Annotated in this window: 26 protein-coding genes and 1 riboswitch; of the genes, 8 read left to right on the forward strand and 18 right to left on the reverse strand. The window is 74.6% G+C overall.

All coding sequences use genetic code 11. The features are described 5' to 3' along the window. Window positions 1-103: 103 nt before the first annotated feature. Genes bioD through bioB form a run of 3 tightly spaced genes read right to left on the reverse strand, consistent with a single transcriptional unit; the run spans window position 104 to window position 3,330 of the window. Window positions 104-820, reverse strand: coding sequence for a dethiobiotin synthase (gene bioD / locus ACSU53_RS27220; protein ID WP_437031921.1), 717 nt, complete (start codon window positions 818-820; stop codon window positions 104-106). 1 nt (window position 821) lies between these two features. Beyond that, window positions 822-2,102 (reverse strand): adenosylmethionine--8-amino-7-oxononanoate transaminase, encoded by a 1,281-nt coding sequence (locus tag ACSU53_RS27225; protein ID WP_437031923.1) that lies wholly within the window; start codon window positions 2,100-2,102, stop codon window positions 822-824. Beyond that, window positions 2,095-3,330, reverse strand: coding sequence for a biotin synthase BioB (gene bioB, locus ACSU53_RS27230; RefSeq protein ID WP_437031925.1), 1,236 nt, complete (start codon window positions 3,328-3,330; stop codon window positions 2,095-2,097). Before bioB ends, ACSU53_RS27225 begins: the two co-directional genes overlap by 8 nt. Window positions 3,331-3,476: 146 nt before the next feature. On the opposite strand from bioB, the gene ACSU53_RS27235 reads away from it, so the two are divergent. After that, window positions 3,477-4,604, forward strand: coding sequence for an 8-amino-7-oxononanoate synthase (locus tag ACSU53_RS27235; protein WP_437031926.1), 1,128 nt, complete (start codon window positions 3,477-3,479; stop codon window positions 4,602-4,604). A 43-nt stretch (window positions 4,605-4,647) separates the two neighbouring features. On the opposite strand, the gene ACSU53_RS27240 is transcribed toward ACSU53_RS27235, so the two are convergent. After that, window positions 4,648-4,872, reverse strand: coding sequence for a DUF397 domain-containing protein (locus ACSU53_RS27240; protein ID WP_437031927.1), 225 nt, complete (start codon window positions 4,870-4,872; stop codon window positions 4,648-4,650). A gap of 9 nt (window positions 4,873-4,881) precedes the next feature. Beyond that, window positions 4,882-5,742: a helix-turn-helix domain-containing protein gene (locus ACSU53_RS27245; RefSeq protein ID WP_437031929.1), complete on the reverse strand. Its 861-nt coding sequence runs from the start codon at window positions 5,740-5,742 to the stop codon at window positions 4,882-4,884. A gap of 208 nt (window positions 5,743-5,950) precedes the next feature. On the opposite strand from ACSU53_RS27245, the gene ACSU53_RS27250 reads away from it, so the two are divergent. Continuing rightward, complete coding sequence (locus ACSU53_RS27250; protein ID WP_437031931.1) at window positions 5,951-6,409, forward strand: ATP-binding protein; 459 nt, start codon at window positions 5,951-5,953, stop codon at window positions 6,407-6,409. A 40-nt stretch (window positions 6,410-6,449) separates the two neighbouring features. Here ACSU53_RS27250 and ACSU53_RS27255 read toward each other — a convergent pair whose 3' ends face one another. The 4 genes from ACSU53_RS27255 to ACSU53_RS27270 all read right to left on the reverse strand — a co-directional run bounded on the left by ACSU53_RS27255 (window position 6,450) and on the right by ACSU53_RS27270 (window position 9,136). Then, complete coding sequence (locus ACSU53_RS27255; RefSeq protein WP_437031933.1) at window positions 6,450-7,052, reverse strand: DUF6328 family protein; 603 nt, start codon at window positions 7,050-7,052, stop codon at window positions 6,450-6,452. A 103-nt stretch (window positions 7,053-7,155) separates the two neighbouring features. Beyond that, entirely contained in the window at window positions 7,156-7,629 is a 474-nt protein-coding gene (locus ACSU53_RS27260; protein WP_432053633.1) for a C40 family peptidase, read from the reverse strand. 3 nt (window positions 7,630-7,632) lie between these two features. After that, window positions 7,633-7,800, reverse strand: a riboswitch (cyclic di-AMP (ydaO/yuaA leader). A 381-nt stretch (window positions 7,801-8,181) separates the two neighbouring features. Further along, window positions 8,182-8,490, reverse strand: coding sequence for a hypothetical protein (locus tag ACSU53_RS27265; RefSeq protein ID WP_437031935.1), 309 nt, complete (start codon window positions 8,488-8,490; stop codon window positions 8,182-8,184). Window positions 8,491-8,497: 7 nt separating this feature from the next. Further along, window positions 8,498-9,136: an ATP-dependent Clp protease proteolytic subunit gene (locus ACSU53_RS27270; protein ID WP_437031937.1), complete on the reverse strand. Its 639-nt coding sequence runs from the start codon at window positions 9,134-9,136 to the stop codon at window positions 8,498-8,500. A 70-nt stretch (window positions 9,137-9,206) separates the two neighbouring features. Between ACSU53_RS27270 and ACSU53_RS27275 the strand changes: the two genes are divergently transcribed. Continuing rightward, a complete protein-coding gene (locus ACSU53_RS27275; protein WP_437031939.1) occupies window positions 9,207-9,503 on the forward strand; it encodes a type II toxin-antitoxin system Phd/YefM family antitoxin in 297 nt (98 codons plus the stop codon). Window positions 9,504-9,602: 99 nt separating this feature from the next. Here the strand turns inward: ACSU53_RS27275 and ACSU53_RS27280 are convergent, their stop codons facing one another. Further along, window positions 9,603-10,328 carry a lysophospholipid acyltransferase family protein gene (locus ACSU53_RS27280; protein WP_437031941.1) on the reverse strand — a complete coding sequence of 242 codons (726 nt, stop codon included), beginning with the start codon at window positions 10,326-10,328 and terminating at the stop codon, window positions 9,603-9,605. Window positions 10,329-10,877: 549 nt separating this feature from the next. Here ACSU53_RS27280 and ACSU53_RS27285 point away from each other — a divergent pair. Further along, entirely contained in the window at window positions 10,878-11,330 is a 453-nt protein-coding gene (locus tag ACSU53_RS27285; protein ID WP_437031943.1) for an RpiB/LacA/LacB family sugar-phosphate isomerase, read from the forward strand. A gap of 201 nt (window positions 11,331-11,531) precedes the next feature. On the opposite strand, the gene ACSU53_RS27290 is transcribed toward ACSU53_RS27285, so the two are convergent. The 4 genes from ACSU53_RS27290 to ACSU53_RS27305 form a co-directional block, all read right to left on the reverse strand. Beyond that, a complete protein-coding gene (locus ACSU53_RS27290) occupies window positions 11,532-13,979 on the reverse strand; it encodes a SpoIIE family protein phosphatase (protein ID WP_437031945.1) in 2,448 nt (815 codons plus the stop codon). Between the two features lie 169 nt (window positions 13,980-14,148). Beyond that, window positions 14,149-15,375, reverse strand: a complete 1,227-nt coding sequence (rocD, locus tag ACSU53_RS27295) for an ornithine--oxo-acid transaminase (protein WP_437031947.1) — start codon at window positions 15,373-15,375, stop codon at window positions 14,149-14,151. Then, window positions 15,372-16,184: a dimethylargininase gene (gene ddaH / locus ACSU53_RS27300; protein ID WP_437031949.1), complete on the reverse strand. Its 813-nt coding sequence runs from the start codon at window positions 16,182-16,184 to the stop codon at window positions 15,372-15,374. Before ddaH ends, rocD begins: the two co-directional genes overlap by 4 nt. Window positions 16,185-16,297: 113 nt before the next feature. Continuing rightward, window positions 16,298-16,810, reverse strand: a complete 513-nt coding sequence (locus tag ACSU53_RS27305) for an Lrp/AsnC family transcriptional regulator (protein WP_437031951.1) — start codon at window positions 16,808-16,810, stop codon at window positions 16,298-16,300. Between the two features lie 119 nt (window positions 16,811-16,929). Between ACSU53_RS27305 and ACSU53_RS27310 the strand changes: the two genes are divergently transcribed. From ACSU53_RS27310 to ACSU53_RS27325, 4 genes are read left to right on the forward strand one after another with little or no spacing between them, the layout of a single operon-like run. Continuing rightward, the gene (locus ACSU53_RS27310) at window positions 16,930-17,700 is read left to right on the forward strand and encodes a LytR/AlgR family response regulator transcription factor (protein ID WP_437031953.1); all 771 of its coding nucleotides are present in this window, start codon (window positions 16,930-16,932) and stop codon (window positions 17,698-17,700) included. Between the two features lie 14 nt (window positions 17,701-17,714). Further along, window positions 17,715-18,071, forward strand: coding sequence for a hypothetical protein (locus tag ACSU53_RS27315; protein ID WP_437031954.1), 357 nt, complete (start codon window positions 17,715-17,717; stop codon window positions 18,069-18,071). Window positions 18,072-18,087: 16 nt separating this feature from the next. Continuing rightward, on the forward strand, window positions 18,088-19,800 hold the full coding sequence (locus ACSU53_RS27320) for a cation acetate symporter (protein ID WP_437031956.1): 1,713 nt from the start codon (window positions 18,088-18,090) through the stop codon (window positions 19,798-19,800). Then, window positions 19,797-21,002, forward strand: coding sequence for a sensor histidine kinase (locus ACSU53_RS27325; protein ID WP_437031958.1), 1,206 nt, complete (start codon window positions 19,797-19,799; stop codon window positions 21,000-21,002). The genes ACSU53_RS27320 and ACSU53_RS27325 overlap by 4 nt, the downstream gene beginning before the upstream one ends. A 51-nt stretch (window positions 21,003-21,053) precedes the next feature. Here the strand turns inward: ACSU53_RS27325 and ACSU53_RS27330 are convergent, their stop codons facing one another. From ACSU53_RS27330 to ACSU53_RS27345, 4 genes are all read right to left on the reverse strand, one after another. After that, window positions 21,054-21,227 (reverse strand): hypothetical protein, encoded by a 174-nt coding sequence (locus ACSU53_RS27330; protein WP_437031960.1) that lies wholly within the window; start codon window positions 21,225-21,227, stop codon window positions 21,054-21,056. Beyond that, entirely contained in the window at window positions 21,194-22,354 is a 1,161-nt protein-coding gene (locus tag ACSU53_RS27335) for a septum formation family protein (RefSeq protein WP_437031961.1), read from the reverse strand. The genes ACSU53_RS27330 and ACSU53_RS27335 overlap by 34 nt, the downstream gene beginning before the upstream one ends. Further along, window positions 22,341-22,967, reverse strand: a complete 627-nt coding sequence (locus ACSU53_RS27340) for a protein kinase domain-containing protein (RefSeq protein WP_437031963.1) — start codon at window positions 22,965-22,967, stop codon at window positions 22,341-22,343. Before ACSU53_RS27340 ends, ACSU53_RS27335 begins: the two co-directional genes overlap by 14 nt. A gap of 103 nt (window positions 22,968-23,070) precedes the next feature. Continuing rightward, window positions 23,071-24,021 (reverse strand): cytochrome c oxidase assembly protein, encoded by a 951-nt coding sequence (locus ACSU53_RS27345; RefSeq protein ID WP_437031965.1) that lies wholly within the window; start codon window positions 24,019-24,021, stop codon window positions 23,071-23,073. Between the last annotated feature and the right edge of the window lie 24 nt (window positions 24,022-24,045).

Genomic DNA, 24,045 nt, shown 5'->3' on the forward strand with positions numbered 1-24,045 from the left:
ACGGGCGCCCCGGGCCGCGGGTGCCGCGGCCACCGCGCGGCCGTACCGCAATTCTCCCCCGCGGGGCCCGTCCCGCACCCCCCTCGGTGCTTCCCGCTCCGGTTCAGGGAGCCTCGCGGGCCCCGAACGCCGCCGCGTCCCACGTGCCGTGCAGCGGCGGCGCCAGCCAGCCGGGGGCGGCCGACCGGAAGGCGGCGGGGGGCAGCCCGGCCGCCCCGGCCGGCACCGCCCCCAGCAGCGGCACCCCGGTCACCTCCGGCAGGTCCGCCAGGTTGCAGCGGGCCGCCAGCCCGGGGGACGCGGGCCAGCTGCCGACCACGACGCCCGCCGGCTCCAGGTCCCGGCGGCGCAGCTCACGCACCGTCAGCTCCGTGGCGTTCAGCGTGCCGAGGCCCGCCGACGCCACCACCAGCACCGGAGCCGCCAGCAGCCCGGCCGCGTCCGCGAGCGTGCCGCCGTCCGGGTCGAACCGGACGAGCAGACCGCCCGCGCCCTCCACCAGCACCAGATCGTGCCCGGCGGCCAGCTTCTCCGCCCGCTCGGCGACGTCCGCCGGGCGCACCGGCGTCCGGCCGGCCCGCCGTGCCGCGGTGGCCGGGGCGAGCGGCTCCGGGTAGCGGTCCGTCTCGGCCGCCGTCACCGCACCGGCCAGCCGCAGCACCTCCTCGGCGTCGCCGGGCTCGTCCGGCCGCACACCGGTCTGCGCCGCCTTCAGCACCGCCACCGACCGGCCGGCCGCCACCGCGGCGGCGGCCACCGCCGCGGTCACCACGGTCTTGCCGACCTCCGTCCCGGTGCCCGTCACCACCAGTACCGCCACGTCAGCCCACCTCGGCGGCGGCGCGGACCGCGCGCGTGATCCGCGCCAGGTCGACGTCGTGCGTGACGAACGGGGGCATGGTGTAGATCAGGTCGCGGAACGGCCGCAGCCAGACGCCCTCGCGCACCGCCGCGGCCGTCGCCGCGGCCAGGTCGACCGCGTGGTCGAGCTGGACGACCCCGATGGCGCCGAGCACCCGCACCTCGCGGACGCCCGGCAGCTCCGCGGCCGGCGCCAGCCCCTCGCGCAGTCCCGCCTCGATCCGCTTCACCTCGGCGAGCCAGTCCTGCCCGAGCAGCAGCTCGACCGACGCGCAGGCCACCGCGGACGCCAGCGGATTGCCCATGAAGGTCGGCCCGTGCGCGAGCACCGGCACCTCGCCGCGCGAGATCCCCTCGGCCACCCGCGCGGTGCACAGGGTCGCCGCCATCGTCAGGTAACCGCCGGTCAGCGCCTTCCCGACACACATCACGTCCGGCGTCACGGCCGCATGGTCCGCCGCGAACAGGGCGCCGGTCCGCCCGAACCCGGTCGCGATCTCGTCGAACACCAGCAGCACGCCGTGCTCGTCGCACGCCTCCCGCAGCACCCGCAGGTACGCGGGGGAGTGGAACCGCATCCCGCCCGCGCCCTGCACCACCGGCTCCACGACCACCGCGGCCAGCTCCGCCGCGTGCCGCCCGATCAGCTCGCGCAGCCCCTCGGCGTACTCCTCGTCGTACTCCGCGGGCGGCGCCCCGGCGAACACCTGCCGGGGCAGGACGCCCGCCCACAGCCCGTGCATCCCGCCCTCGGGGTCGCACACCGACATCGGCTGCCAGGTGTCCCCGTGGTAGCCGCCGCGCCAGGTCAGCAGCCGGTGCTTCTCGGGGCGGCCGAGCGAACGCCAGTACTGCAGGCACATCTTGACGGCGACCTCGACCGAGACGGAGCCCGAGTCCGCGAGGAAGACGTGCTCCAGGCCCTCGGGGGAGATGTCGACCAGGAGCTTCGACAGCCGCACCGCGGGCTCGTGGGTGAGCCCGCCGAACATCACGTGGCTCATCCGGCTGAGCTGCTCACGGGCCGCCTCGTTGAGGACCGGGTGGTTGTAGCCGTGGATCGCCGACCACCAGGACGACATGCCGTCGATCAGCTCACCGGACCCGTCGGCCAGGCGCAGCCGCACCCCGCTCGCCGACTCCACGACGAGCGGTTCCTGACGGCCCGGCATGGGACCGTAGGGGTGCCAGACGTGCCGCCGGTCCAGCTCCAGCAGCTCGGCGACCGGCCGCTCAGGCATTGGGAGCGAGGTCGGTTCCGGCGCCCCGGCGGCGGACGGCGACCAGGTCCGGGCGCGGCTCCTCGGCGGGCCGGGCGGCCTGTGGCGCCGCACCGCCGCAGGCGTGTCGGCCGGAACCGGCACCGCAGCCGTCGGCCCCGGAGGCGGCCGTGCCGCACACCGGGCCGCCGGCCGGCGCGGAACCGCACGCCTCACCGGCGCCGTGCCCGCCGCAGCCGCCGCCCGTGCGGTGCTCGGGCAGCGTCACCCGGTCGGTGCCCTCCACCTCGAACCCGGCGTCCGCGATCATCTCCAGGTCGGCGCGGCCGGCCTGGCCCTCACTGGTGAGGTAGTCGCCCAGGAAGATGGAGTTGGCCAGGTGCAGCGCCAGGGGCTGCATCGTGCGCAGGTGGACCTCGCGCCCGCCGGCGATGCGCACCTCGACGTCCGGGCAGACGAACCGGGTCATCGCCAGGATGCGCAGACAGCGCTGGGGGGTGAGGTTCCACTCGGTGGCCAGGGGGGTGCCGTCGAACGGGATCAGGAAGTTGACCGGAACCGAGTCCGGGTCCAGCTCGCGCAGCGAGAACACCACGTCGACGAGGTCCTCGTCGCTCTCGCCCATCCCCGCGATGAGCCCCGAGCACGCCGACAGCCCGGCCGCGTGCGCCTTGCGCACCGTGTCCACCCGGTCGGCGTACGTGTGGGTGGTGGTGATGTCCCCGTAGGTCGCCTCGGAGGTGTTCAGGTTGTGGTTGTAGGCGTCCGCCCCTGCCTCGCGCAGCCGCTCCGCCTGGCCGTCGGAGAGCAGCCCGAGGCAGGCGCACACCTCGACGCCCTCGTTCTGCTCCTTGATGGCCCTGATGGTGTCCGAGACCCGGTCGACGTCCCGGTCGGTGGGACCGCGGCCGCTGGCCACCAGGCACACCCGCTTGGCGCCGCCCGCCAGGCCCGCGGCCGCCGCCTGCGACGCCTCGTCCGGCTTGAGCCAGGTGTACTTGAGGATGCCGGCGGTGGAGCCGAGCCGCTGGGAACAGTAGGAGCAGTCCTCCGGACACAGGCCCGACTTGAGGTTGACCAGATAGTTGAGTTTCACGCGGCGCCCGAACCAGTGCCGCCGCACCTTCCCGGCCGCGGCCACCACGTCGAGCAGCTCGTCGTCGGACGTCCCGAGGACGGCCAGAGCTTCCCCGCGGGTCGGCGTCTCGCGCCGAAGCCCCTTGTCCACCAGCGTGTTCAGCAGGTCCATGGGAGCCGATCCTGTCCTACTCGGCGGCCCCGGGCCAAGGAGACTCCGGACAACACATCCGCTTGGGCGTGTGGGTATCGCCACACCGCGTCGCCGGGTCCGTCCCGCTAGTGTCTGTGCACTGCCTACAAAGGACCGGAGGGCCGATGGCGTTCGGCTGGATCGACGCACAGGCGCACACGCGCCGCCGGGCCGGACTCGTCAGGACGCTGCGTCCCCGCCCCGCCGACGCGCCGCTCCTCGACCTGGCGAGCAACGACTACCTGGGCCTGGCCCGCCACCCGGAGGTCACCGAGGGGGCGGCGCGGGCGGCCCGCACCTGGGGCGGCGGGGCGACCGGTTCACGGCTCGTCACCGGCACCACCGAACTGCACGCCGAACTGGAACGCGAACTGGCCGATTTCTGCGGTCACGAGTCGGCCCTCGTCTTCTCCTCCGGCTACGCGGCCAACCTCGCCGCGGTCACCGCGCTGGCCCCGCACGGCTCCCTGATCGTCTCCGACGCGGGCAACCACGCCTCCCTCATCGACGGCTGCCGGCTGGCCCGCGGGACCACGCAGGTGGCGGCGCACGCCGACCCGCAGGCGGTGCGCAAGGCGCTGGCGGGGCACGACGGGCCCGCCGTCGCGGTCTCCGACACCGTGTTCTCCGTGGACGGCGACGCCGCCCCGCTCGCCCTGCTCGCCGCGGCCTGCCGCGAGCACGGCGCGGGTCTGGTGCTCGACGACGCGCACGGGCTGGGCGTGGTGGGGGAGGGCGGCCGGGGGGCTCCGCACGCGGCGGGGCTGGCGGGCGCCGGCGACGTGGTCGTGACGGTCACCCTGTCGAAGTCCCTCGGCAGCCAGGGCGGCGCGGTGCTCGGCCCCGCCCGCGTGACGGAGCACCTGGTCAACGCGGCGCGGACGTTCATCTTCGACACCGGCCTGGCCCCTGCGGCGGCGGGTGCGGCCCTCGCGGCGCTGCGGCTGCTGCGGCGCGAACCGGACCGTGCCCAGCGGGCGCGTGACGTGGCGCGGGAGCTGCACGCCCGGCTGACGGCGGCGGGTCTGGACGCGGTGCGTCCCGACGCCGCGGTCGTCTCCGTCCGGGCTCCGTCCCCGGAACAGGCGGTGCGATGGGCGGCCGACTGCCGGGCGGCCGGTCTGTCCGTGGGCTGTTTCCGTCCTCCTTCCGTGCCCGACGGCGTGTCACGGCTCAGACTGACCGCCCGCGCGGACCTGTCCGGGGCGGAGATCGAACGCGCTGTACGGGTGATCGGCGATACGCGGCCATGAGTCGGCGGGACACGGCCGTGCGTCGCCCGGCGGGCGGGTGCGGTCAGCGGACCCCTGCGACGAAGCGCGTCCAGCTCCGGCGGGAGAAGAACAGCGCGGGTCCGGCGGGATCCTTGGAGTCGCGCACGGCGAGCAGTCCGGCCCAGGGGCCGGCGGCGGGCCGGGCCGTCTCGACGCAGTTGTTCGCGCCCGTGCTGTAGCTGCTGCGCAGCCAGCGCACCCCGTGCAGGGCGGTGCTGGAAGGCATGGTCCGAGGCGGTGCGGGCATCGTCTCTCCTTACCCGCCGGCGGCTGTCCCGGCGATGAAATCCAACGAGTCCTCGGGTGACAGGGCGTGGATCGACAGGGCCTCGAAGGCCTCCGAGTACGCCCGGAGGTCTTCTTTCCGCTCCAGATGAAGGCTACTCGTCAAGTGGTCGAGGACCACCACATCCAAGTCGGATGTGCGCGAGAACGAAAAGATGACGAAAGGACCGGTCACGCCGATGTGTGCTCCGGCGGTGAACGGCAGCACCTGGAGCCGTACATGGGGCAGCCGCGCGGCCTCCACCAGCCGCTTCAGCTGACGGGCCATCACCCCGGGGCCGCCGACCCGGCGGCGCAGCACCGCCTCGTCCAGGACCGCGCTCAGCTGAAGCGGGTCGTCCGCCAGCAGCACGTCCTGCCGGGCCAGCCGCACCTCCACCAGCGTGTCGAGCCGCTCCTCCGGCACGCCCTCCAGCGCAGCCCGGGTCACCTCGCGCGCGTACTCCGGTGTCTGCAGCAGGCCGGGCACCACCGTGGTCTCCAGGGTGCGCATGGCGCCGGCCTGCGACTCCAGGCTGATGAAGTCCCGGTAGGTGGGCGGCAGGACCCCGCGGTAGGCGTGCCACCAGTGGTGCCGTCCGACGGCCTCACGGGTGCCGGCCAGCGTCATCAGCAGGTCCCGCAGCTGGGGATCGCCCACCCCGTAGGCGTCCAGGAGCAGCCGCACGTCGGCCGGTTTCACCCCGCTGGTCCCCGTCTCGATGCGGCTCACCTTGGACTGGTGCCAGCCCACCAGCGCGGCCGCCTCGCCGCTGGTGAGGCCCGCCGAGGTGCGCAGCGCGCGCAGCTCGGCCCCCAGTTTCCGGCGCCGGACCACGGGACCGTGCTGCATGGTCTCCCCTCCTCCTCGCAGACCGTCCATATACGCTCGCCCGTGGCAGAGTTCACCGCTTTGAGCGACAGATATATGCATATCCCGGTGGATCGGCGCCCTTCACCCCGCGGTGGTGGCAGTCTGGCGGCGAAGCACCAGTGCGGGACCGTACTCCAACCATCCGCTCCGTGTCGGACCGCGGTCCCGTGGAAAGGGACGACGCGCCATGGCAGACCACCTGGAATCATCCGTCACTCTGCCGAGCGATCCCGCCTCGGTCTCCGCGGCCCGCACACATGTGGCGGACGCGCTCGCCCAGTGGGGCATGCCGGCCGGTGCGGAGGTGGCCGAAAGCGTCCGGCTGATCGTCTCCGAACTGGCCACCAACGCCGTGCAGCACACCTTCGGCCAGTCGCCGACCTTCCGGGTGGACGTGGGCCTCGTCCGCGACGAGCGGCTGTACGTCGCCGTCACCGACAGCCATCCCCGGTTCCCCCGGAGGCTGCCCGCGGCCGTCCAGCAGGACAACGGCCGCGGGCTCGTCATCATCCGGTGGCTGACCGCGGAGTGCGGCGGCCGGCTGCGGGTCCGGCCCACGGGGGAGGGCGGCAAGACGGTGTCCGTGGAGCTCCCGTGGGCGGTGCCGGCCGAGCCGGTCCCGGCGGCGGGGCAGCAGGAACCGTAGGCGCGGCCGGCCGGGGGACACGCCGCACGGGGCCGCGGGGTCAACGGCCCCGCGCGGGCCCCGTCCTGCGCGGGGCGGGCGGACGCAGGCCGGACGGCCGCCTGATGGTGTCCCGCAGGGGTTCCGCCCGGGGAGGGGACTCCGGAGCGCCCGCGCGGCCGTCGGCGGCCACCGCGCGGCCCACCACGCGGGGGAGCAGACCCCACAGCCCGACGCAGACCAGAAACGTTCCGGCACCGGCGGCGATCCCGCCCGCCCGGTTGGTGGTCACGTCCACCACCAGCATCACGGCGCCGCTGAAGGCGAAGACGAGGACCACGAGGCCGCACGTCGCCAGCCGCGAGGAGACCTGCACGATCCGCGGCTTGGCGCCCTGCTGGAACAGCGAACGGTGCAGCGCGGCCGGGGCCGTGAACAGCGCGGCGGCCAGGACGGCCAGCAGCAGGGTGGTGACGTAGGTGGCGCGCTGCACCGTGTCGAGCGAGGTGAAGCGCGAGGTGAAGGCGAGCGACAGCAGGAACGCGAAGAGGATCTGCACGCCCGTCTGGGTCACCCGCAGTTCCTGGAGGAGCTCGACGAAGTTGCGGTCGGCGCGCTGCAGCGGGGTCTCGCCGCGCGCCGTGCAGGGGGAATGCTCGGCCATCCCGGACCAGTAACCCGCAACGGCCGTCTCATGCCGGTCCGGGCGGTCCGGGCGGCCCCGCCCGGCGGGGCGGCGGCTCTCCCGATGCCGCCGCCCCGGGGCGTCACTTCACCCGGCCGTACCAGACACTGCCGGTCCAGATCTTCTGCAGACGCACCACGTCCCCGGTCTTCGGGGCGTGCCAGAGCTTGCCCTTCCCCGCGTAGATGCCCACGTGGTAGACGTTGCGGCCCGAGTGGAAGAACACCAGGTCGCCCGCCTTGCGGTTCTTGGCGGAGATGTGACGCGTCTTGTTGTACTGCTGGGCGGCGGTGCGCGGGAGCTTCTTGCCCGCCTTCTTGAACGCGTACTGGGTGAGCCCCGAGCAGTCGAACCGGTTCGGGCCGGTGGCTCCCCACCGGTAGGGCGCGCCCTTCTTGGCGGCGGCGACCTTGAGGGCCTTGGTGCCGTGACTGGCGGCGGCGGCCTCCGTGGCGGCGCCCGGGACCGCGATCGAGCCGCCCACGGCGGCGAGGGTGAGGGCCGAGGCCGTGCCGGCCCGGACCATGAAGGACGGGACACGATTGAGCGCAGACATGCGCAACCCTTCGTCAGCCGCCTGTGAAGGATGACCTGTCGGATTCGGGCTGGCGAAGTTGCCCGGCCGCACGGATGCGGCTTCACCCCAAGGACTGCTCGGGCCTGACGGCCCGGCAACCCGTCGTGCTGGGTCCTCCACTCCTGCCGATCCACTCCGTGTCGACCGGTCATCCGGGCGGCGGCAGGACTCGGCGTCCGCCCGGATCGCCCCGCCGCGGCGGCGGGGTCTTGTCGTCAGTCAGGGATCTTGGCTCAAGGTCTGCCCGAAATCCCAACGGAACCTAGGGTTTGTGTTGTTACTCACCACTCACCCGTTCGGGTGGACACCTGTGCGTTCGAGCCGACGGGTCCGCCGTCGAGGAGTCCCGGACCAGCGGCGGAATGTCTCATTCCGGCCACGGGGCAGGCGCGTTGCGCAAGCCGGACGGGCCGAAAAAAGGAGGTGCGTCTACGCCGCTTGGGGGTACACCGTTCGGTCCGTTTCAACTCCGCTCCGGCCGGCGCGCCGAGCGGCCGCGCCGGCCGGACCGTCAGGTGCCGACGGTCTCCGTCAACTGCCGGAGGCGGGCGGCAGGGTGACCCGGCCGGTGCGCCGCTCACCGTCCAGCACCCTCAGGGCGCGGGCCAGGGTGGGGGCGTGCAGTTCCGTCTCGCCCCGACGGTGCATCAGGGCCAGCGCGTCGCGCAGCGCAGCGGCCGTGCTCACCAGCGCCTGGGCGGCCCGCAGGCCGCCGTAGGTGTCACCGTCGCGGGCCGGGTTGATCCGGCCGACCAGGTCGACGACTTCCAGGTAACGGTCGATCAGCTCCGCCTCGGCCCGGGTGAGGGCCGGCAGCGGCGGCAGTTCGGGAGGCAGCACCGGCCGCTCACCTCGCACCGGACGGCGTGGCCCGGGTGCCGCGGCGGTCCGGCACGATGCCGTCCGCCAGGCCGTACTCCACCGCCGCCCGGGCGTCGAGGACCAGGTCGCGCTCGATGTCCGCGCGCACCCGCGCCGCGCTCCGGCCCGTGTGCCGGACCAGGATCTCCTCCACGCGCGAGCGGACGCGCTCCAGTTCGGCGGCGTGCACGGCCAGGTCGTCCGCCCGGCCCGCCACCGGTTGTGGCAGCGACGGCTGACGCAGCACCAGCCGTGCCCCGGGCAGCACGAACCGCTTGCCCGGGGTGCCGGCGGCCAGCAGCAGCGCCGCGGCGCCCTCCGCCCGGCCGAGGCAGACCGTCTCCACGTCGCAGCTGACGAAGCGCAGCGTGTCGTAGAGCGCCGACAGGGCGTGGAAGGAGCCGCCCGGCGAGTTCACGTACAGCGAGACGTCCCGCTCCGGCGCCAGGTGCTCCAGGTACAGGAGCTGCGCCGTCACGTCGTTCGCGGAGGTCTCGTCGAGCGGGCTCGCGAGGAAGACGATCCGCTCCTGCAGGAGCTTCGCGTACGGATCCGTGGTCCGCTGCCCCGACGCGGTGCGTTCGGTGAACTCCGGCAGGGCGTGGCGGGCGGACGGCAGGGTCATGGGGAACCCCCTCCTGGCAGGCGGTGTGAGGGAAAAATGTACAGGACGTACATCCCGTTAGGATGGGGGTATGGCCTACGAGATTCCGGTGACGCAAGCCAGGGCTGAGCTCGCCGACCTGATCAACCGCGTGGTGTACGGCGACGAGCGCGTCGTCGTGACCCGGCACGGCAAGCCCCTGGTCGCCCTGGTCCCCGCCGGTGACCTGCGGCGGCTCGAGGAACTGGAGCGGGAGGCGGAGACCGCCGAGGAGGCGGGCGAGCCGGTGGTCAGCACGCTGTCCGGGGTGCGCCGGGTCGCGTCCGCTCCCGGCGAACAGCACCGCTTCGGCATCACCGCCGAGCACTCGGGGCCCTCGCCGTCCTGACCGTGGTGGCCCCGGGGCCGGCCTCCCGGCCGCCCTGGGCACGCGGAAAGGGGAGGGGCCGGCCGCGATCCGGCCGGACCCTCCCCTCCAACGCTGCGCTCAGCGCAGCGGCAGCCGCCGAGTGCGGCGTTCGCCCGCCGCCTTCCGCTCGGCGTCCGCGGCCTTGGCCACGGACGCGTACTGGTCGACGTACTCCTGCTCGGAGAGTGTGAGGATGGCGTACATGATCTCGTCCGTGATCGCCCGCAGGACCGCCTTCTCGTTCTCCATGCCCGCGTAGCGCGAGAAGTCCAGGGGGGCGCCGAACCGGATCACCACCGGGTGGATGCGCGGCACCGCCCGGCCCGGGGGCTGCGCCTCGAAGGTGCCGATCATGGCGCACGGGATCACCGGGACGCCCGCCTTCAGGGCCATCACCGCGACCCCGACCTTGCCCTTGTAGAGGCGGCCGTCGTGCGAACGCGTGCCCTCGGGGTAGATGCCGAGCAACTCGCCTTCGGAGAGCACCCCGAGCCCTTCCCTGATCGCCGCCTGGCCCGCCTCCTTGCCCGAGCGGTCCACGGGGATCTGCCCCGCGCTGCGGAAGAAGGAGGCCGTGAGGCGGCCCTTGATGCCGGGGCCCGTGAAGTACTCGGCCTTGGCGAGGAAGGTGATGCGCCGTTTGAGCACGGCGGGCATCAGGAAGTGGTCGGAGAACGACAGGTGGTTGCCCGCCACGATGGCGGCACCGGACGACGGCACGTTCTCCAGGCCCTCGATGCGGGGCCGGAAGACGAGTCTGAGCAGCGGCCCCAGCAGCACGTATTTGAGCAGGTAGTAGAACAAGGCACGCTCCTCGGCTCCGGCGGACCGGTGGGCCGCCGTCTTCCAGCAGGTCGACCGGCACGTGGCGGGGTGTCAGTCTAGGTCCGGGCAGCGCCGCCCGGTACCAGGTCCGACGGGGCGGCGCGCGGCACCGCCCACGCGCGGCACGACACCCGACCACGCGTGTGCCGGCGGGGACTTGTGCGGCTGGGGAGGTCCGCGGGGCACAGCCTCCTGCCGGACGGGGCCGACGGCAACCCGGTCCCTCACGCGTGACCGGATTCCGAGGGGTGGCCGCGGCGGCCGGAAGGGGGCCGCTTCCCGTCACCGGGTGCGGCGCGGTCCCCGCCGGGTTCCTCGTCCGGGCCGGCCCCGTGGACCGGGCGCGTCCCTGCGGTGCCGTGTGTGGCGGGGCGGACCCCGGGACGCCGGGGGACCGCCGGCCCCGCAGGGCCGGCCGGGCAGCGGGGCGGCGCGGTGACCGGGCGGCGGCGCCACGACGCTGCGGGGCGCTCAGCCGCGGTCCGCGGGCCCGGCCTGATCCGGACGGCAGGCGCTAGGCTCGACGGCATGCGGATCTCTGTCTCCTCCGACATGGACGAACCCGTGGCCCGGGCTCTCGTGGCGGCCCTGCGGGAGCGCGGCCACGAGGTGCGCCCGCACGGTGCCCTGAAACCCGGCGACGACCCGCAGTGGGCGGTCTGCTCCGAGGCCGCCGCCCGGGAGGTCGCCGCGGGAACGGCCGACCAGGCCGTGGTGTGCTGCTGGACCGGGACCGGCGCCTCGATCGCCGCGAACAAGGTGCCCGGGGTGCGTGCCGCGCTGTGCACGGACGCGTACACCGCGGACGGCGCGCGCCGCTGGAACGACGCCAACGTGCTGGCGCTCAGCCTGCGGCTGACGTCCCCTCCGCTGCTGGAGGAGATCCTCGACGCCTGGTTCGCCGGGAAGCCCAGCGAGGACGCCGACGACCGCGGCAACGTCCGGCACGTCCAGGACCTCGACGCGACGCGCGACCACTGAACCGGCCGCCCGCCGGCGGCCGGAGGCCCCGCCGCCCCACGGCCCGCCCACCGGAGCCAACGGCCCACGGCCGCCCACCGAACCCGGCGGCCCAGAGGCCCGCCCACCGGGGCCGGCGGCCCACGGCCCCGCCCACCGGGCCCCGCCGGCTCCCGGCCCACGGCCCCGTCCCCTCGGCCCGCAGCCGGCGAACGGTGACGGTCAGCCGGGTGTTCCGTCCGGGTGCAGCTCGGCCCAGATGATCTTCCCGTGGGGGGCGAAACGCGTGCCCCAGCGCTGGGCGAGCTGGGAGACCAGCAGCAGCCCGCGCCCGCCCTCGTCCATGGCCCGCGGGTGCCGCAGGTGAGGCGCCGTCGCCCCGCTGTCGGACACCTCGCAGATCAGTGAGCGGCCCCGGATCAACCGCAGCCGGACGGGCCCCTCGGTGTACCGGATGGCGTTGGTGACCAGCTCGCTCACCAGCAGTTCCGTGGTGAAGACCAGCTCCTCCAGCCCCCAGTCGGCCACCGTCGCCGTGGCCGTCCGCCGTGCCTCGGCCACCACCGTCGGGGCCGAGGGGAGGTCCCAGGCCGCCACCCGGTCCGCCCCGAGCCGCCGGGTGCGGGCCAGCAGCAGCGCCACGTCGTCGGCCGGGAGGTCGGGGACCAGCGCGTCCACCACGGACCGGCAGCACGTCCCGAACGAGGAGCCGTGCTCCCGCAGCGCCGAGCGCAGCCGGTCCCGGTCCGTCCCGGTGCCCCCGGGGCCGCCGCGGGCCAGCAGACCGTCCGTGTACAGGGCGAGGACGCTGCCCTCCGCCGGCGACAGCTCCCGGGCCTCGAACGGCGGGCCGCCCACCCCCAGCGCGGGCCCCTGCGGCAGGTCGACGAAGGTGACCGTGCCGTCGGGCGCCAGCACGGCCGGCGCGGGCTCTCCCGCCGCGGCCATCGCGCACGTCCCGTCGACCGGGTCGTAGACCACGTACAGGCACCCGGACCCCACCGAGCGGTCCGGCGCCCCCTCGGGGTCCGTGCCCCCGTCCCGGGCCGAACTGCCCACCAGGTCGTCCAGATGGGCCAGCACCTCCTCCGGCGGCAGGTCCAGCGCCGCCAGCGTCCGTACCGCCGTCCGCAGCCGCCCCATGGCCGCCGCGGCCTCGATGCCGTGCCCCGGGACCTCGCCGACCACCAGCGCGACGCGGGCCCCGGACAGCGGGACGAGGTCGTACCAGTCACCGCCCAGGCCGCCCGGATCGTCGGCCGGACGGTAGCAGGCGGACACCTCGACGGCGTCCTGCTCGGGCAGCACCCGGGGCAGCAGGCTGCGCTGCAGGCCCAGGACGGCGTTCCGCTCGCGGGTGTAGCGCCGGGCGTTGTCGACGCAGACCGCGGCGCGGGAGACCAGGTCCTCGGCCAGGTTCAGGTCGTCGGCGTCGAACGGGTTCGGGCGGCGGCGCCGGAAGAAGGCCGTGACACCGAGGGTGGCCCCCCGGGCGCGCAACGGCACGATCATCACGCTCTGCAGACCGAGCTCCAGGAAGGTGGCCCGGCGCTCCCCGGCGTGCTCGGCCCACTCCGTCTCCAGCGGGTCGAGCTGCTCCCGCCGCCAGGAACGGCCCGTGGTCAGGGCCCGGGCCGGGGGTGAGCCGGCCCGGTAGGCGGCCACCCCGCCGATCTCCACACCGGGCCGCGGCAGGTCCTGGTACGCCGACCGGTGCCCCGCGCGGCGCAGGACGGACAGGTCCTCCCCGGTGGCCGGCCCGGGAGGCAGTTCGGCGCCCTCCAGCACGGCCTCGAGCAGGTCCACGGTGACGAAGTCCGCGAGGTCGGGGACGGCGACGTCGGCGAGTTCCTGGGCCGTGCGGAGGATGTCCAGGGTGCGCCCGATGTGCCGTCCGGCCCGGTCGAGCAGGGCCAGGCGCCGACGGGCCCGGTGCCGTTCGGTGACGTCGACGACGGTGTAGTACACCCCCATGGGGCGCCCCCGGTCGTCGTCGAGCCGGGTGAAGGACAGCATGTGGGCGGTCTCGCGCAGCGGCGCGGAGCGGACCCGGCCGACGTGCTCGTAGCCGATCACGGGTTCGCCGGTGCGCAGCACGTGCCGCATCTGCTCCTCGACGGCCTCGGCGTCCATGCCCGGCTGGACGTCGGCGAAGCGCAGCCCGAGCCGCTCCGCCGCGGGACCGCCGCCGAACTGTTCGAGGGCGGAGTTGGACCACACGAACCGCAGGTCGGTGTCCACGATCGCGATGCCGATCGGCGACCGGGCGGCCAGCCGTTCCAGCACGTCGCGGCTCATGTCCCAGCCGGTGGCACCGTCCAGCTCGGACAACAGGACCAGCAGCGACGGCTCGCCGCGCGGCGCGACCGTCGTCGTGATCCGCGCCATGACCCGGACCGGCCGCCCGTCGCGGTGCCGGGCCGTCAGCAGACCCGCCCAGCCGCCCTCCGTCCGGCACCGTTCCACCAGGTCCGGCGCCCGTCGGGCGTCCTCCTCGGACAGCAGCTCGGCCAGCTTGCGGCCCACCGCGCCGTCCGCCGGGTACCCCAGCAGCCGTTCCGCCCCCGGGGTCCAGCCCGACACGACGCCGTGCGGATCGGCCAGCAGGGGGACGGCGTCGGCCACGTCGAACCCCTGCCGGTGCGCGTCGTGTTCCTCGTCTCCGCCCACGGCCGGCCTCGCTGTCGCTGGGGGTGGTCTACGACCTCTTGCTCCCCATCTTCACCCGGGGACCGAGCGGGCGGCTCCCGGAGTGCCGGCCGGCAGCCGCGGGGACCGGCAGGACCGGCGGCCCCGCGGGCCGCCCGGCCGGCTGACCGCCGCCCCGCGGCCACCCGGGTCAGGCCGCCCGGCCCAGCACCTTCTCCAGGGTCCCCAGGGCCCCCGACAGCTCGTCCGCGGTGATCGTCAGCGGCGGCGCGATCCGGATGGTGGAACCATGGGTGTCCTTGACCAGGACGCCCTCGCGCATCAGGCGCTCGCTGACCTCGCGCCCGGTGCCGAGCGCCGGGTCCACGTCCACCCCGGCCCACAGGCCGCGCGAGCGGAAGCCGACGACCCCCTTGCCGACCAGCGACTCCAGGCCGCCGCGCAGCACCACGCCCAGCTCCGCCGCCCGGCGCTGGAACTCGCCCGTCTCCAGCAGCTCCACCACGGCCGTGCCGACCGCCGCCGCGAGCGGGTTGCCGCCGAAGGTCGACCCGTGCTCCCCGGGGTGCAGGACCCCCAGCACCTCGCGGCGGGCGACCACCGCCGACACCGGGACGATGCCGCCGCCCAGGGCCTTGCCGAGCAGGACCACGTCCGGCACGACCGCCTCGTGCTCCACGGCCAGGGTCCGGCCGGTGCGGCCCAGGCCCGACTGGATCTCGTCCGCGATGAACAGGCAGTTCTCCCGGCGGGTCAGCTCCCGCACCCCGGCCAGGTAGCCGTCGTCCGGGATGATCACCCCGGCCTCGCCCTGGATCGGCTCGATCAGCACCGCCGCCGTGGTCTCGTCCACGGCCTCCTCCAGCGCCGCCAGGTCGTTGTAGGGGACGACGCGGAAGCCGGGCGTGAACGGGCCGAAGCCGCCGCGGGCGACCTCGTCCGTGGAGAAGCTGACGATCGTCGTGGTCCGGCCGTGGAAGTTGTCGGCCGCCACCACGATCGTGGCCCGGTCCGCCGGGACGCCCTTGACGTCGTAGGCCCACTTGCGGGCCACCTTCACGGCGCTCTCCACCGCCTCCGCGCCGGTGTTCATCGGCAGCACCATGTCCAGCCCGGTGAGCGCCGACAGCCGCTCGGCGAACTCCGCCAGGCGGTCGTTGTGGAAGGCCCGCGAGGTCAGGGTCAGCCGGTCCAGCTGGCGGTGCGCGGCGTCGATCAGCTCCGGGTGCCGGTGGCCGAAGTTGAGCGCCGAGTAGCCGGCCAGCATGTCCAGGTAGCGGCGGCCCTCCACGTCCTCCACCCAGGCGCCCTCCGCGCGGGCGACGACCACGGGCAGCGGGTGGTAGTTGTGCGCGAGGACCGGCTCCTCGGCGCCGATCAGGTCGGCGGACGAACGGGTGCGGGCGGCAGTGGTCATGAGCGGATCTCCTGAGTGCAGCACTTGATGCCGCCGCCGGCCTTGTGGAACTCCGACAGGTCGACGGGGACGGGAACGTAGCCGCGGTCGGCGAGCCGGCCGGCCAGGGCCGTCGCCGCGGGCGAGATGAACACGTGACGGCCGTCCGAGACGGAGTTCAGGCCGAAGGCCATCGCGTCCTCACGGGTGGCGAGCACCGCGTCCGGGTACAGCCGGGCGAGCACCTCGCGGCTGCCGGGCGAGAACGCCTCCGGGTAGTACGCCACGTTCTCGTCGTCCAGCACGAACAGCGCCGTGTCCAGGTGGTAGAAGTACGGGTCCACCAGCGTCAGGCCGATCACCGGCACCCCGAAGTGCTCCTGCACCTCGCGATGGGCCGCGGGCGTGGTGCGGAAGCCGGAGCCGGCCAGGATCCAGCGCCCGGCCGGAACCAGGTCGCCCTCGCCCTCGCACACCGACTCGGGGTGGTGCACCTCGTAGCCCTCGGCCTTGAACCACGCCTCGTAGGCCGCGGACTCCGGCCGCCGCTCGGGCGCGTGGAACAGCGAGCCGAACACCCGGCCCCCCACGACGACCGCCGCGTTCGCGGCGAACACCATGTCGGGCAGACCGGGGACGGGCTTCACGTTCTCCACGGTATGGCCGTGGTCCCGGTAGGCGTCGACCAGCGACTGCCACTGGCGCCGGGCGAGCGCGACGTCGACGGGACGGCCGGGGTGCATCCAGGGGTTGATCGCGTAGCGCACGGCGAAGTGTCTGGGTTCGCAGACGAGGTAGCGCCGCGGGCTCGGCACACGGGAGTCGGACACAGAGGGTTTCCTCCGCTTCCACACGGTGACGACGGGGTGAGTCCACGGTAGGAACCGGGCCCGGACGCCGACAAGCGACAACGGCTGCGCGTATACGCACGAACGCTGCGTCTTCAGGCGTTCGGACGCACGTCTGCTGCGCCGTCCGGCGCGGGCTGGCTCGCTCCCGCCTCGGGACTGTCCGGCAGCAGGTGGGACAGCACCATGACGCTGATCGTCTTGCGCACGAACGGCTCGGCACGAATGCGTTCCAGCACCTCCTCGAAGTGCTCCACGTCCCGGGCCCGCACGTGCAGCAGCGCGTCCGCCCCGCCGGTCACCGTCATCGCCGCGGCGATCTCCGGATGGTTGCGCACCACCTCCGCCAGCCGCCGCGGCGGCGCCGCCCCCTCGCAGTACACCTCCACGTACGCCTCGGTCCGCCAGCCCAGCGCCGACGGCTCCACCGTCGCGGTGAACCCGGTGATCACCCCGGTCTCCCGCAGCCGGTCCACCCGGCGCTTGACCGCCGTCGCCGACAGCCCGATCGCCGCGCCGATCTCGGCGAAGGACGACCTGGCGTTCGCCATCAGGGCATTGACGATCTTGCGGTCGAGGTCGTCGAACGGCGTGGGCCTGCTGTTCATGGCGGCACTGTATCCAGCCCGGCCCGCCGCGCCCGGCAACCGCGTCGGCCACCCTGTCCTGCGGATACGTCCGCCCCGGGACATGTCCAGACGTGACGATCGGCCCTAGACTCCCGGCCATGCTGCGCGCCCTCGCCGTCGACGACGAACGCCCCTCGCTGGAGGAACTGCTCTACCTGCTCAACGCCGACCCCCGGGTCGGCAGCGCCGAGGGCGCCGGTGACGCCACCGAGGCGCTGCGCCGCATCAACCGGGCCCTGGAGTCGGGCCCCGACGGACCCGACGCCATCGACGTGGTCTTCCTCGACATCCAGATGCCGGGCCTGGACGGCCTCGACCTCGCCCGGCTGCTCTCCGGGTTCGCCCGGCCGCCGCTCGTCGTGTTCGTCACCGCCCACGAGGACTTCGCCGTGCAGGCCTTCGAACTCAAGGCCGTCGACTACGTCCTCAAGCCCGTCCGCAAGGAACGGCTGGCCGAGGCCGTCCGCCGGATCGCCGAACGGCGCGTCCCCGCCCCCCGCGAGAGCGGCCCCCGGATCCCGGTCCACGAACCCGACCCGGACCACATCGCCGTCGAACTCGGGGGCGTCACCCGCTTCGTGGCCGTCGACGACATCACCCACGTCGAGGCCCAGGGCGACTACGCCCGGCTGCACACCGACCGGGGCAGCCACCTGGTGCGCATCCCGCTGTCCACCCTGGAGGAGCGCTGGCGCTCCCGCGGCTTCGTGCGCATCCACCGCCGCCATCTGGTCGCCCTCGCCCACATCGGCGAACTCCGCCTCGACGCGGGCACGGTGAGCGTGCTGATCGGCTCCGAGGAACTCCAGGTCAGCAGACGGCACGCCCGCGAACTGCGCGACCTGCTGATGCGCCGGACCGCGGGCTAGAGAAGGACGACGCCATGCCCCAGGACCCCACCGAGCGCCGCGTGGTCGTCACCGGCCCGCCCCGCCGGGCGCGCCGCGCCTTCGGCTACTACCGCCCGCGCACCGAGATCGACGAGCAGACCACCCTCGGCCACACCTACGTCCGCTCCCTGATGCGCATCCAACTGCGCGCCGGACTCATGGTCTTCGCCGTACTGGCCCTGCTCATCGGACCGCTCCCGCTGGTCTTCGCCGCCGCCCGCGACGCCCGCCTGGAGTGGGCGGTGCTCGGCTTCGGCCTGTACGTCCCCCTCGTCCTGCTCGCCCGCTGGTACGTGCGCCGCGCCGAACGCAACGAACGCGACTTCGTGCGGCTCGTCGAGGACCGCTGACCCCCGATTCCCTGCCGTGAACTCCAGTTACGCCGTCCCCGCCGTCGCCCTCGTCCTCGTCTCGACCGTGCTCGTGGGCGCCTTCGGCCTGCGCATATCCCGCACCACCTCCGACTTCTACGTCGCCTCCCGCACCGTCGGACCGCGTCTGAACGCCGCCGCCATCAGCGGCGAGTACCTCTCCGCCGCGTCCTTCCTCGGCATCGCCGGCCTGGTCCTGGTCCAGGGCCCGGACATGCTCTGGTACCCGGTCGGCTACACCGCCGGCTACCTCGTGCTGCTGCTGTTCGTCGCCGCCCCGCTGCGCCGCTCCGGCGCCTACACCCTGCCCGACTTCGCCGAGGCCCGGCTCGCCTCCCAGGCGGTGCGCCGGCTGGCCGGAGCCTTCGTCGTCGGCGTCGGCTGGCTCTACCTGCTGCCCCAGCTCCAGGGCGCCGGACTCACCCTCACCGTGCTGACCGGCGCCCCCGACTGGGTGGGCGGGGTGAGCGTCGCCGTCGTCGTCACCGCCATCGTCGCCGCCGGCGGCATGCGCAGCATCACCTTCGTCCAGGCCTTCCAGTACTGGCTCAAACTCACCGCCCTGCTCGTCCCCGCCCTCTTCCTGGTGCTCGCCTGGCAGGGCGACGGGGCACCCCGCCGCGCCTTCGACGAACCGCCGGCCTTCCGCGAGCAGCGTGTCGTCCGGGTCGAGGACAGCCTCACCCTCCGGCTCGACGAGCCGCTCACCGTCACCGTGGACGGCACCGTCGACGGCCGCCGCCACGACGGCGCGGAGGCCGCCCTGCCCGCGGGCACCCACCACATCACCGCCGGCACCCGCCTCACCTTCGCGAAGGGCACCGACGTGCCGTCCGCCGGACGCGGCGCCGACGACGCCCTCTCCCCGTCGCGCGCCGAGTCCCGCGAGGAACGCCCGCTCTACGCCACCTACGGCCTGATCCTCGCCACCTTCTTCGGCACCATGGGCCTGCCCCACGTCGTGGTGCGCTTCTACACCAGTCCGCACGGCGTCGCCGCCCGCCGCACCACCGTCGCGGTCCTCGGCCTGATCGGCGCCTTCTACCTGCTGCCCCCGGTCTACGGCGCGCTCGGCCGCCTGTACGCCCCCGAACTCACCCTCACCGGCAACGCCGACGCCGCCGTCCTGCTGCTGCCCGGGCTGATGATCGGGGGAGTGGGCGGCGACCTGCTCGGCGCGCTGGTGGCGGGGGGAGCGTTCGCGGCCTTCCTGTCCACCGCGTCCGGGCTGACCATGGCCGTCGCCGGGGTCCTCACCCAGGACGTGCTGCCCTCCCGGGGCGTGCGGCACTTCCGGCTCGGCACGGTCCTCGCCATGGCGGTCCCGCTCGGCGGCAGTCTCCTCGTCGGCGGCCTGCCGGTGGCCGACGCCGTGGGCCTGGCCTTCGCCGTCTCGGCCTCGTCGTTCTGCCCCCTGCTGGTCCTCGGTATCTGGTGGCGCCGTCTGACCCCGCCCGGCGCGGCCGCCGGGATGCTGGTGGGCGGCGGCGCCGCCTTCCTCGCGGTCGCCGCGACCATGGCCGGCTACCCGGGCGAGGGGGCCTGGCACGCGCTGCTCGCCTGGCCCGCGCTGTGGTCGGTGCCCCTGGGCTTCCTCACCATGATCCTGGTGTCCCTGGCCACCCCCGGACGGGTGCCGCCCGGCACGGCCGCCGTCCTGGCCCGCTTCCACCTGCCCGAGGAACTGCGCACGGAGGTGTCCACGTGAGCGGCTTCCTGGCCGGACTGCTGGTCGCCGTCCTGCCCCTGCTGGCCGCCGGGTTCTGGCTCGGCCGGCGCACCGCGCGCCCGGCCGGCCTGGCCGGACTCGGCACCGACGTCGAGCACGCCACCTTCGAGACCCTGCACACCGCCTCCCTCGCCACGCCCCCGCTGCGCGCGGGCCTGACCGAGGAGACCGCCCGCAAGGCGGCCCGCAAGCTGCGCTCCCTGCTCGGCACGGACGCCCTGTGCCTCACCGACCGCGAGCGGGTCCTCACCTGGGACGGCGTGGGCTCCCACCACCGCGCCGAGATCATGGAACGCCTCACCGGCCCGCTCGACTCCGGCCGCGGCGAGGCCTTCCCGCTGGTCTGCGACACCCCCGACTGCACGGTCCGCTGGGCCGTCGTGGCCCCGCTCACCGTCGACGACCGGGTGCACGGGGCGCTGGTCGCCTGTGCGCCGCGGGAGTCCGCCGTGCTGGTGCGGGCCGCCGGGGAGGTCGCCCGGTGGGTGTCGGTCCAGCTGGAGCTGGCCGACCTCGACCAGTCCCGCACCCGGCTCATCGAGGCCGAGATCCGGGCGCTGCGCGCGCAGATCTCGCCCCACTTCATCTTCAACTCGCTCGCCGTGATCGCCTCGTTCGTGCGCACCGACCCCGAGCGCGCCCGCGAACTGCTCCTGGAGTTCGCCGACTTCACCCGCTACTCGTTCCGCCGGCACGGGGACTTCACCACCCTCGCCGACGAACTGCACGCCATCGACCACTATCTGGCCCTGGTGCGCGCCCGCTTCGGCGACCGGCTCGCCGTGACCCTGCAGATCGCCCCCGAGGTGCTGCCCGTCGCCCTGCCCTTCCTCTGCCTGCAGCCGCTGGTGGAGAACGCGGTCAAGCACGGTCTGGAGGGCAAGGCCGACACCTGCCGCATCCGCATCACCGCGCAGGACGCCGGCGCCGAGGCCCTCGTGGTGATCGAGGACGACGGCGCCGGCATGGACCCCGAACTGCTGCGCCGCATCCTCGCCCGCGAGGCCGGCTCCACCGGGGGCATCGGCCTGTCCAACGTGGACGACCGGCTCCGGCAGGTCTACGGCGACGACCACGGGCTGGTCATCGAGACCGCGCAGGGGGCGGGCATGAAGATCACCGTACGGCTGCCGAAGTACCAGCCCGGGGTCCATTCCGGGAAGCGTCTGGCCCCGAAGTGAGCAGGGGAGCGGTCAGGGACGTGGGCAGGAACGTTGCGCCACGCGCGAGCCTCAGCTGCGCGTGGCCGCGATTCCGAGTGTGATCACGCCCAGGACGACCCAGCCGAACCACAGCCAGCCGTTGCTGCCGAGCGCCACCGTGTAGGCCGTCACGGCGACGAGCGCGCCGATGGTGAGCGCTCCCATGGTCTTCACCTGGGTGGAACCGTTCGCAGAACCGGGCATCGCGACACCCTCCTCATGGTTCGGTTCCCTCCATGGTGCCCCCGTTCCGCCGCTTCACGGTGCACACGACGACGTGGGAGCTGGCTTTGCCATGTTTTGTCGCTGATGTGGGCCTCGGACCCGTAGAGGGAGGGGTCGAAGCCGTAGTCCCGCGGCGGCACCTCCCGCGAGCAGGCCGCGACGGCGGCTCCCGAGCGGGCGGCGGGCGCCGTGACGCCCTCACCCAGCCGGGTGAATCCGAGCACCTGCTCCTCGTACGGTCCGCCGCACGGCACCAGCCGGACCGCCCCGCCGGGCGTCGCGTCCAGACAGTCCCGGCGCTGCATGGTCGCGGTGTCCGCGAAGACGGCGCCGAACCGGCGGCGGTCCCCCAGCGGGCCGGACACCGGCCCGCGCGCCCCCAGCACCAGACAGGCCGTGCGCCTCCCGGCCGCTTCGAACCCCTCCCCGGTGGGGACGACGGCGAGCCGGCGGACGTCGGCCAGCCGCTCGCGGACCTCCCGGGTCCGCTCCTCGCACCGCGCCGGACCGTCGGCCCGCGCCTCCCCGGCCGAGGCCGCCCGGGCTGTGCCCATGACCTGCCCGTCCGCCGGGCCCCCGCAGCCGGGGTCGACGGTGAGCCGGGGCGGCCCGGCGAACCGGCGGCCGGCGGGCCACGCGGCGCGCACGCAGTCCCCCTCCCGCAGCGGCTCGGCCAGCCCCACCGCCTCCCCGTACGGCAGCGCCCCCGCGCTCGGGGCGTCCGTCCGGCCGGCCAGGGCGTACCAGGCGCCGCCCAGGGACAGCGCCAGGCCGAGGCCCGAGGCGAGCACCGCCCGCAGGAGGTGCCGCCGGGGGCGGCGCCGGGCCCGGCCCCGGCGGGGCGCGGGGGAACCGGGGGAGGCCGGGGGCGCGGCCGTCCCGGCGGCGTCGCCCCAGGGCGGCTGGGACATCGGGTCGGTGCGCGGCCGGGGGTGCGCCGGCACCTGGGGGAGGACGATCCGCTCCAGTTCCGCGCCGGCCTCCCGGGCGGTCGTCCGCCGCTGGGGGTCGGGCACCGGCAGCCAGCGCAGGACCGGCTCCAGCGCCCCGGCCCGCACCGGCGCCCCCGCCGGGTCCGGCGGCTCGAAGGGGTCATGGCCCGTCACCCCGAGGTGCAGCGTGCGGCCCAGCGCGAGAAGGTCGTCGGCCGGGGTGGGACGGGCGCCCGCCCGCGGCGGCCCGGGCCCGTCCGCCGTCCCGCCGGGGCCCGGCCCCGGCGCCGCCGCCGGGCCGGCCGTCCCGCCGCCCGCCAGCAGGACCCGCCCGTGGTGCGCCGGTCGCGTCCGGCGCGAGCAGGACGTTCTCCGCGCGCACGTCCCCGTGGACCAGGCCCCGTGCGTGCCCGAAGGCCAGCGCGTCCAGCAGGGCCAGTCCGATCCGCGCGCACTCGGCCGGGGCGAGCGGCCCGTCCCGGGCGACCAGGTCCCGCAGGTGGACGGCTCCGGCCATGCGGTCCGTGACCGCCCACCGGCGGCCCCCGTCCCGCACGACGTCGTGCACGGGGAGGACGTGCGGGTGGCCCCGCAGGCCGGCCGCGTACCGCTCGGGCCCGGGTGCCCCGCCGTCACCGGCAGCGGTCTCCCGCAGGACCACCTCGACCGCCCGGCGGAGGTCGAGGACCGGCCGGGCGCGGCCCGTGCCGCCACCCGGCCCCGGCAGCACCTCGCAGCGGCCGGCGACGACCCGGCCCCCTCCGGACGACCACGCGCGCAGTGACATGACCGCTCCCCCCGGCGGTTGCACCCAGGGGCGTCATGCTCCTGACGGAAGGCGGCCTTCCGGGCGAATCGGGGTGAAAGCGAAGAGATGGGCGAGACGGGACTCAGCTGCCGCGTGCGTGCAGCGAGGCCAGGTAGGCGTTGTACGCCTCGAGTTCCTTGTCCCCGTCCCGGTCGGCGGCCCGGTCCTGGCGCTTGGCCTGCCGCTGGTCGGAGGCGTACCACTGGAACAGCAGCGCTATCAGCACGATCACGGACGGGACCTCGCTGAACGCCCAGGCGATACCGCCGGCGGCGTTCTGGTCCGCGAGCGCGTCGATGCCCAGCGAGGCGGGCGGGTTCGCGTACGTCGTGACCATCGGCGTGGACGCCATCATCAGCGCGATGCCGAAGAACGCGTGGAACGGCATGCCCGCGAACAGCTCCAGCATCCGCATGAGGTGGTTCGGCCGGTGCGGGCCGGGGTCCACGCCCATGATCGGCCAGAAGAAGACCAGTCCCACGGCCAGGAAGTGCACCATCATCACGACGTGCCCCACCCGGGAGCCCATCAGGAAGTCGAACCCGGGGGTGAAGTACAGCGCGTACAGGCTCGCGATGAACATCGGGATGGTGAACAGCGGGTGGGTGATCACCCGGATGTACCGGCTGTGCAGCAGCTTCAGCAGCAGTTCGCGGATTCCCGTGCGGCCCCGTCCGGCCGTCGGCAGGGCGCGGAGCGCCAGCGTGATGGGGGCCCCGAGCAGGATCAGGATCGGCGAGACCATGCTGATCACCATGTGCTGCACCATGTGCACGGTGAACATGACCATGCCGTAGTCGTTGAGCGCGGTGCACATCATCAGCCCGACGCTCAGCACACCGAGGATGAAGGACACGGTCCGCCCGACCGGCCACTTGTCGCCGCGCCGGGTGAGGCGCACCACGCCCCAGACGTAGAGGGCCAGCCCCAGGAGGCAGGCGACGAGGAAGAAGGGGTCCGCCGACCAGGCGAGTCCGCGTCCCAGCGTGAACGGCGGCAGATCCATCGTCATGCCGTGCCCGCTGTGATCCATCCGCCGGCTCCTGTTTCGTGGGGG

The sequence above is a fragment of the Streptomyces sp. enrichment culture genome (genome assembly GCF_964273255.1).
Taxonomy (GTDB): Bacteria; Actinomycetota; Actinomycetes; order Streptomycetales; family Streptomycetaceae; genus Streptomyces.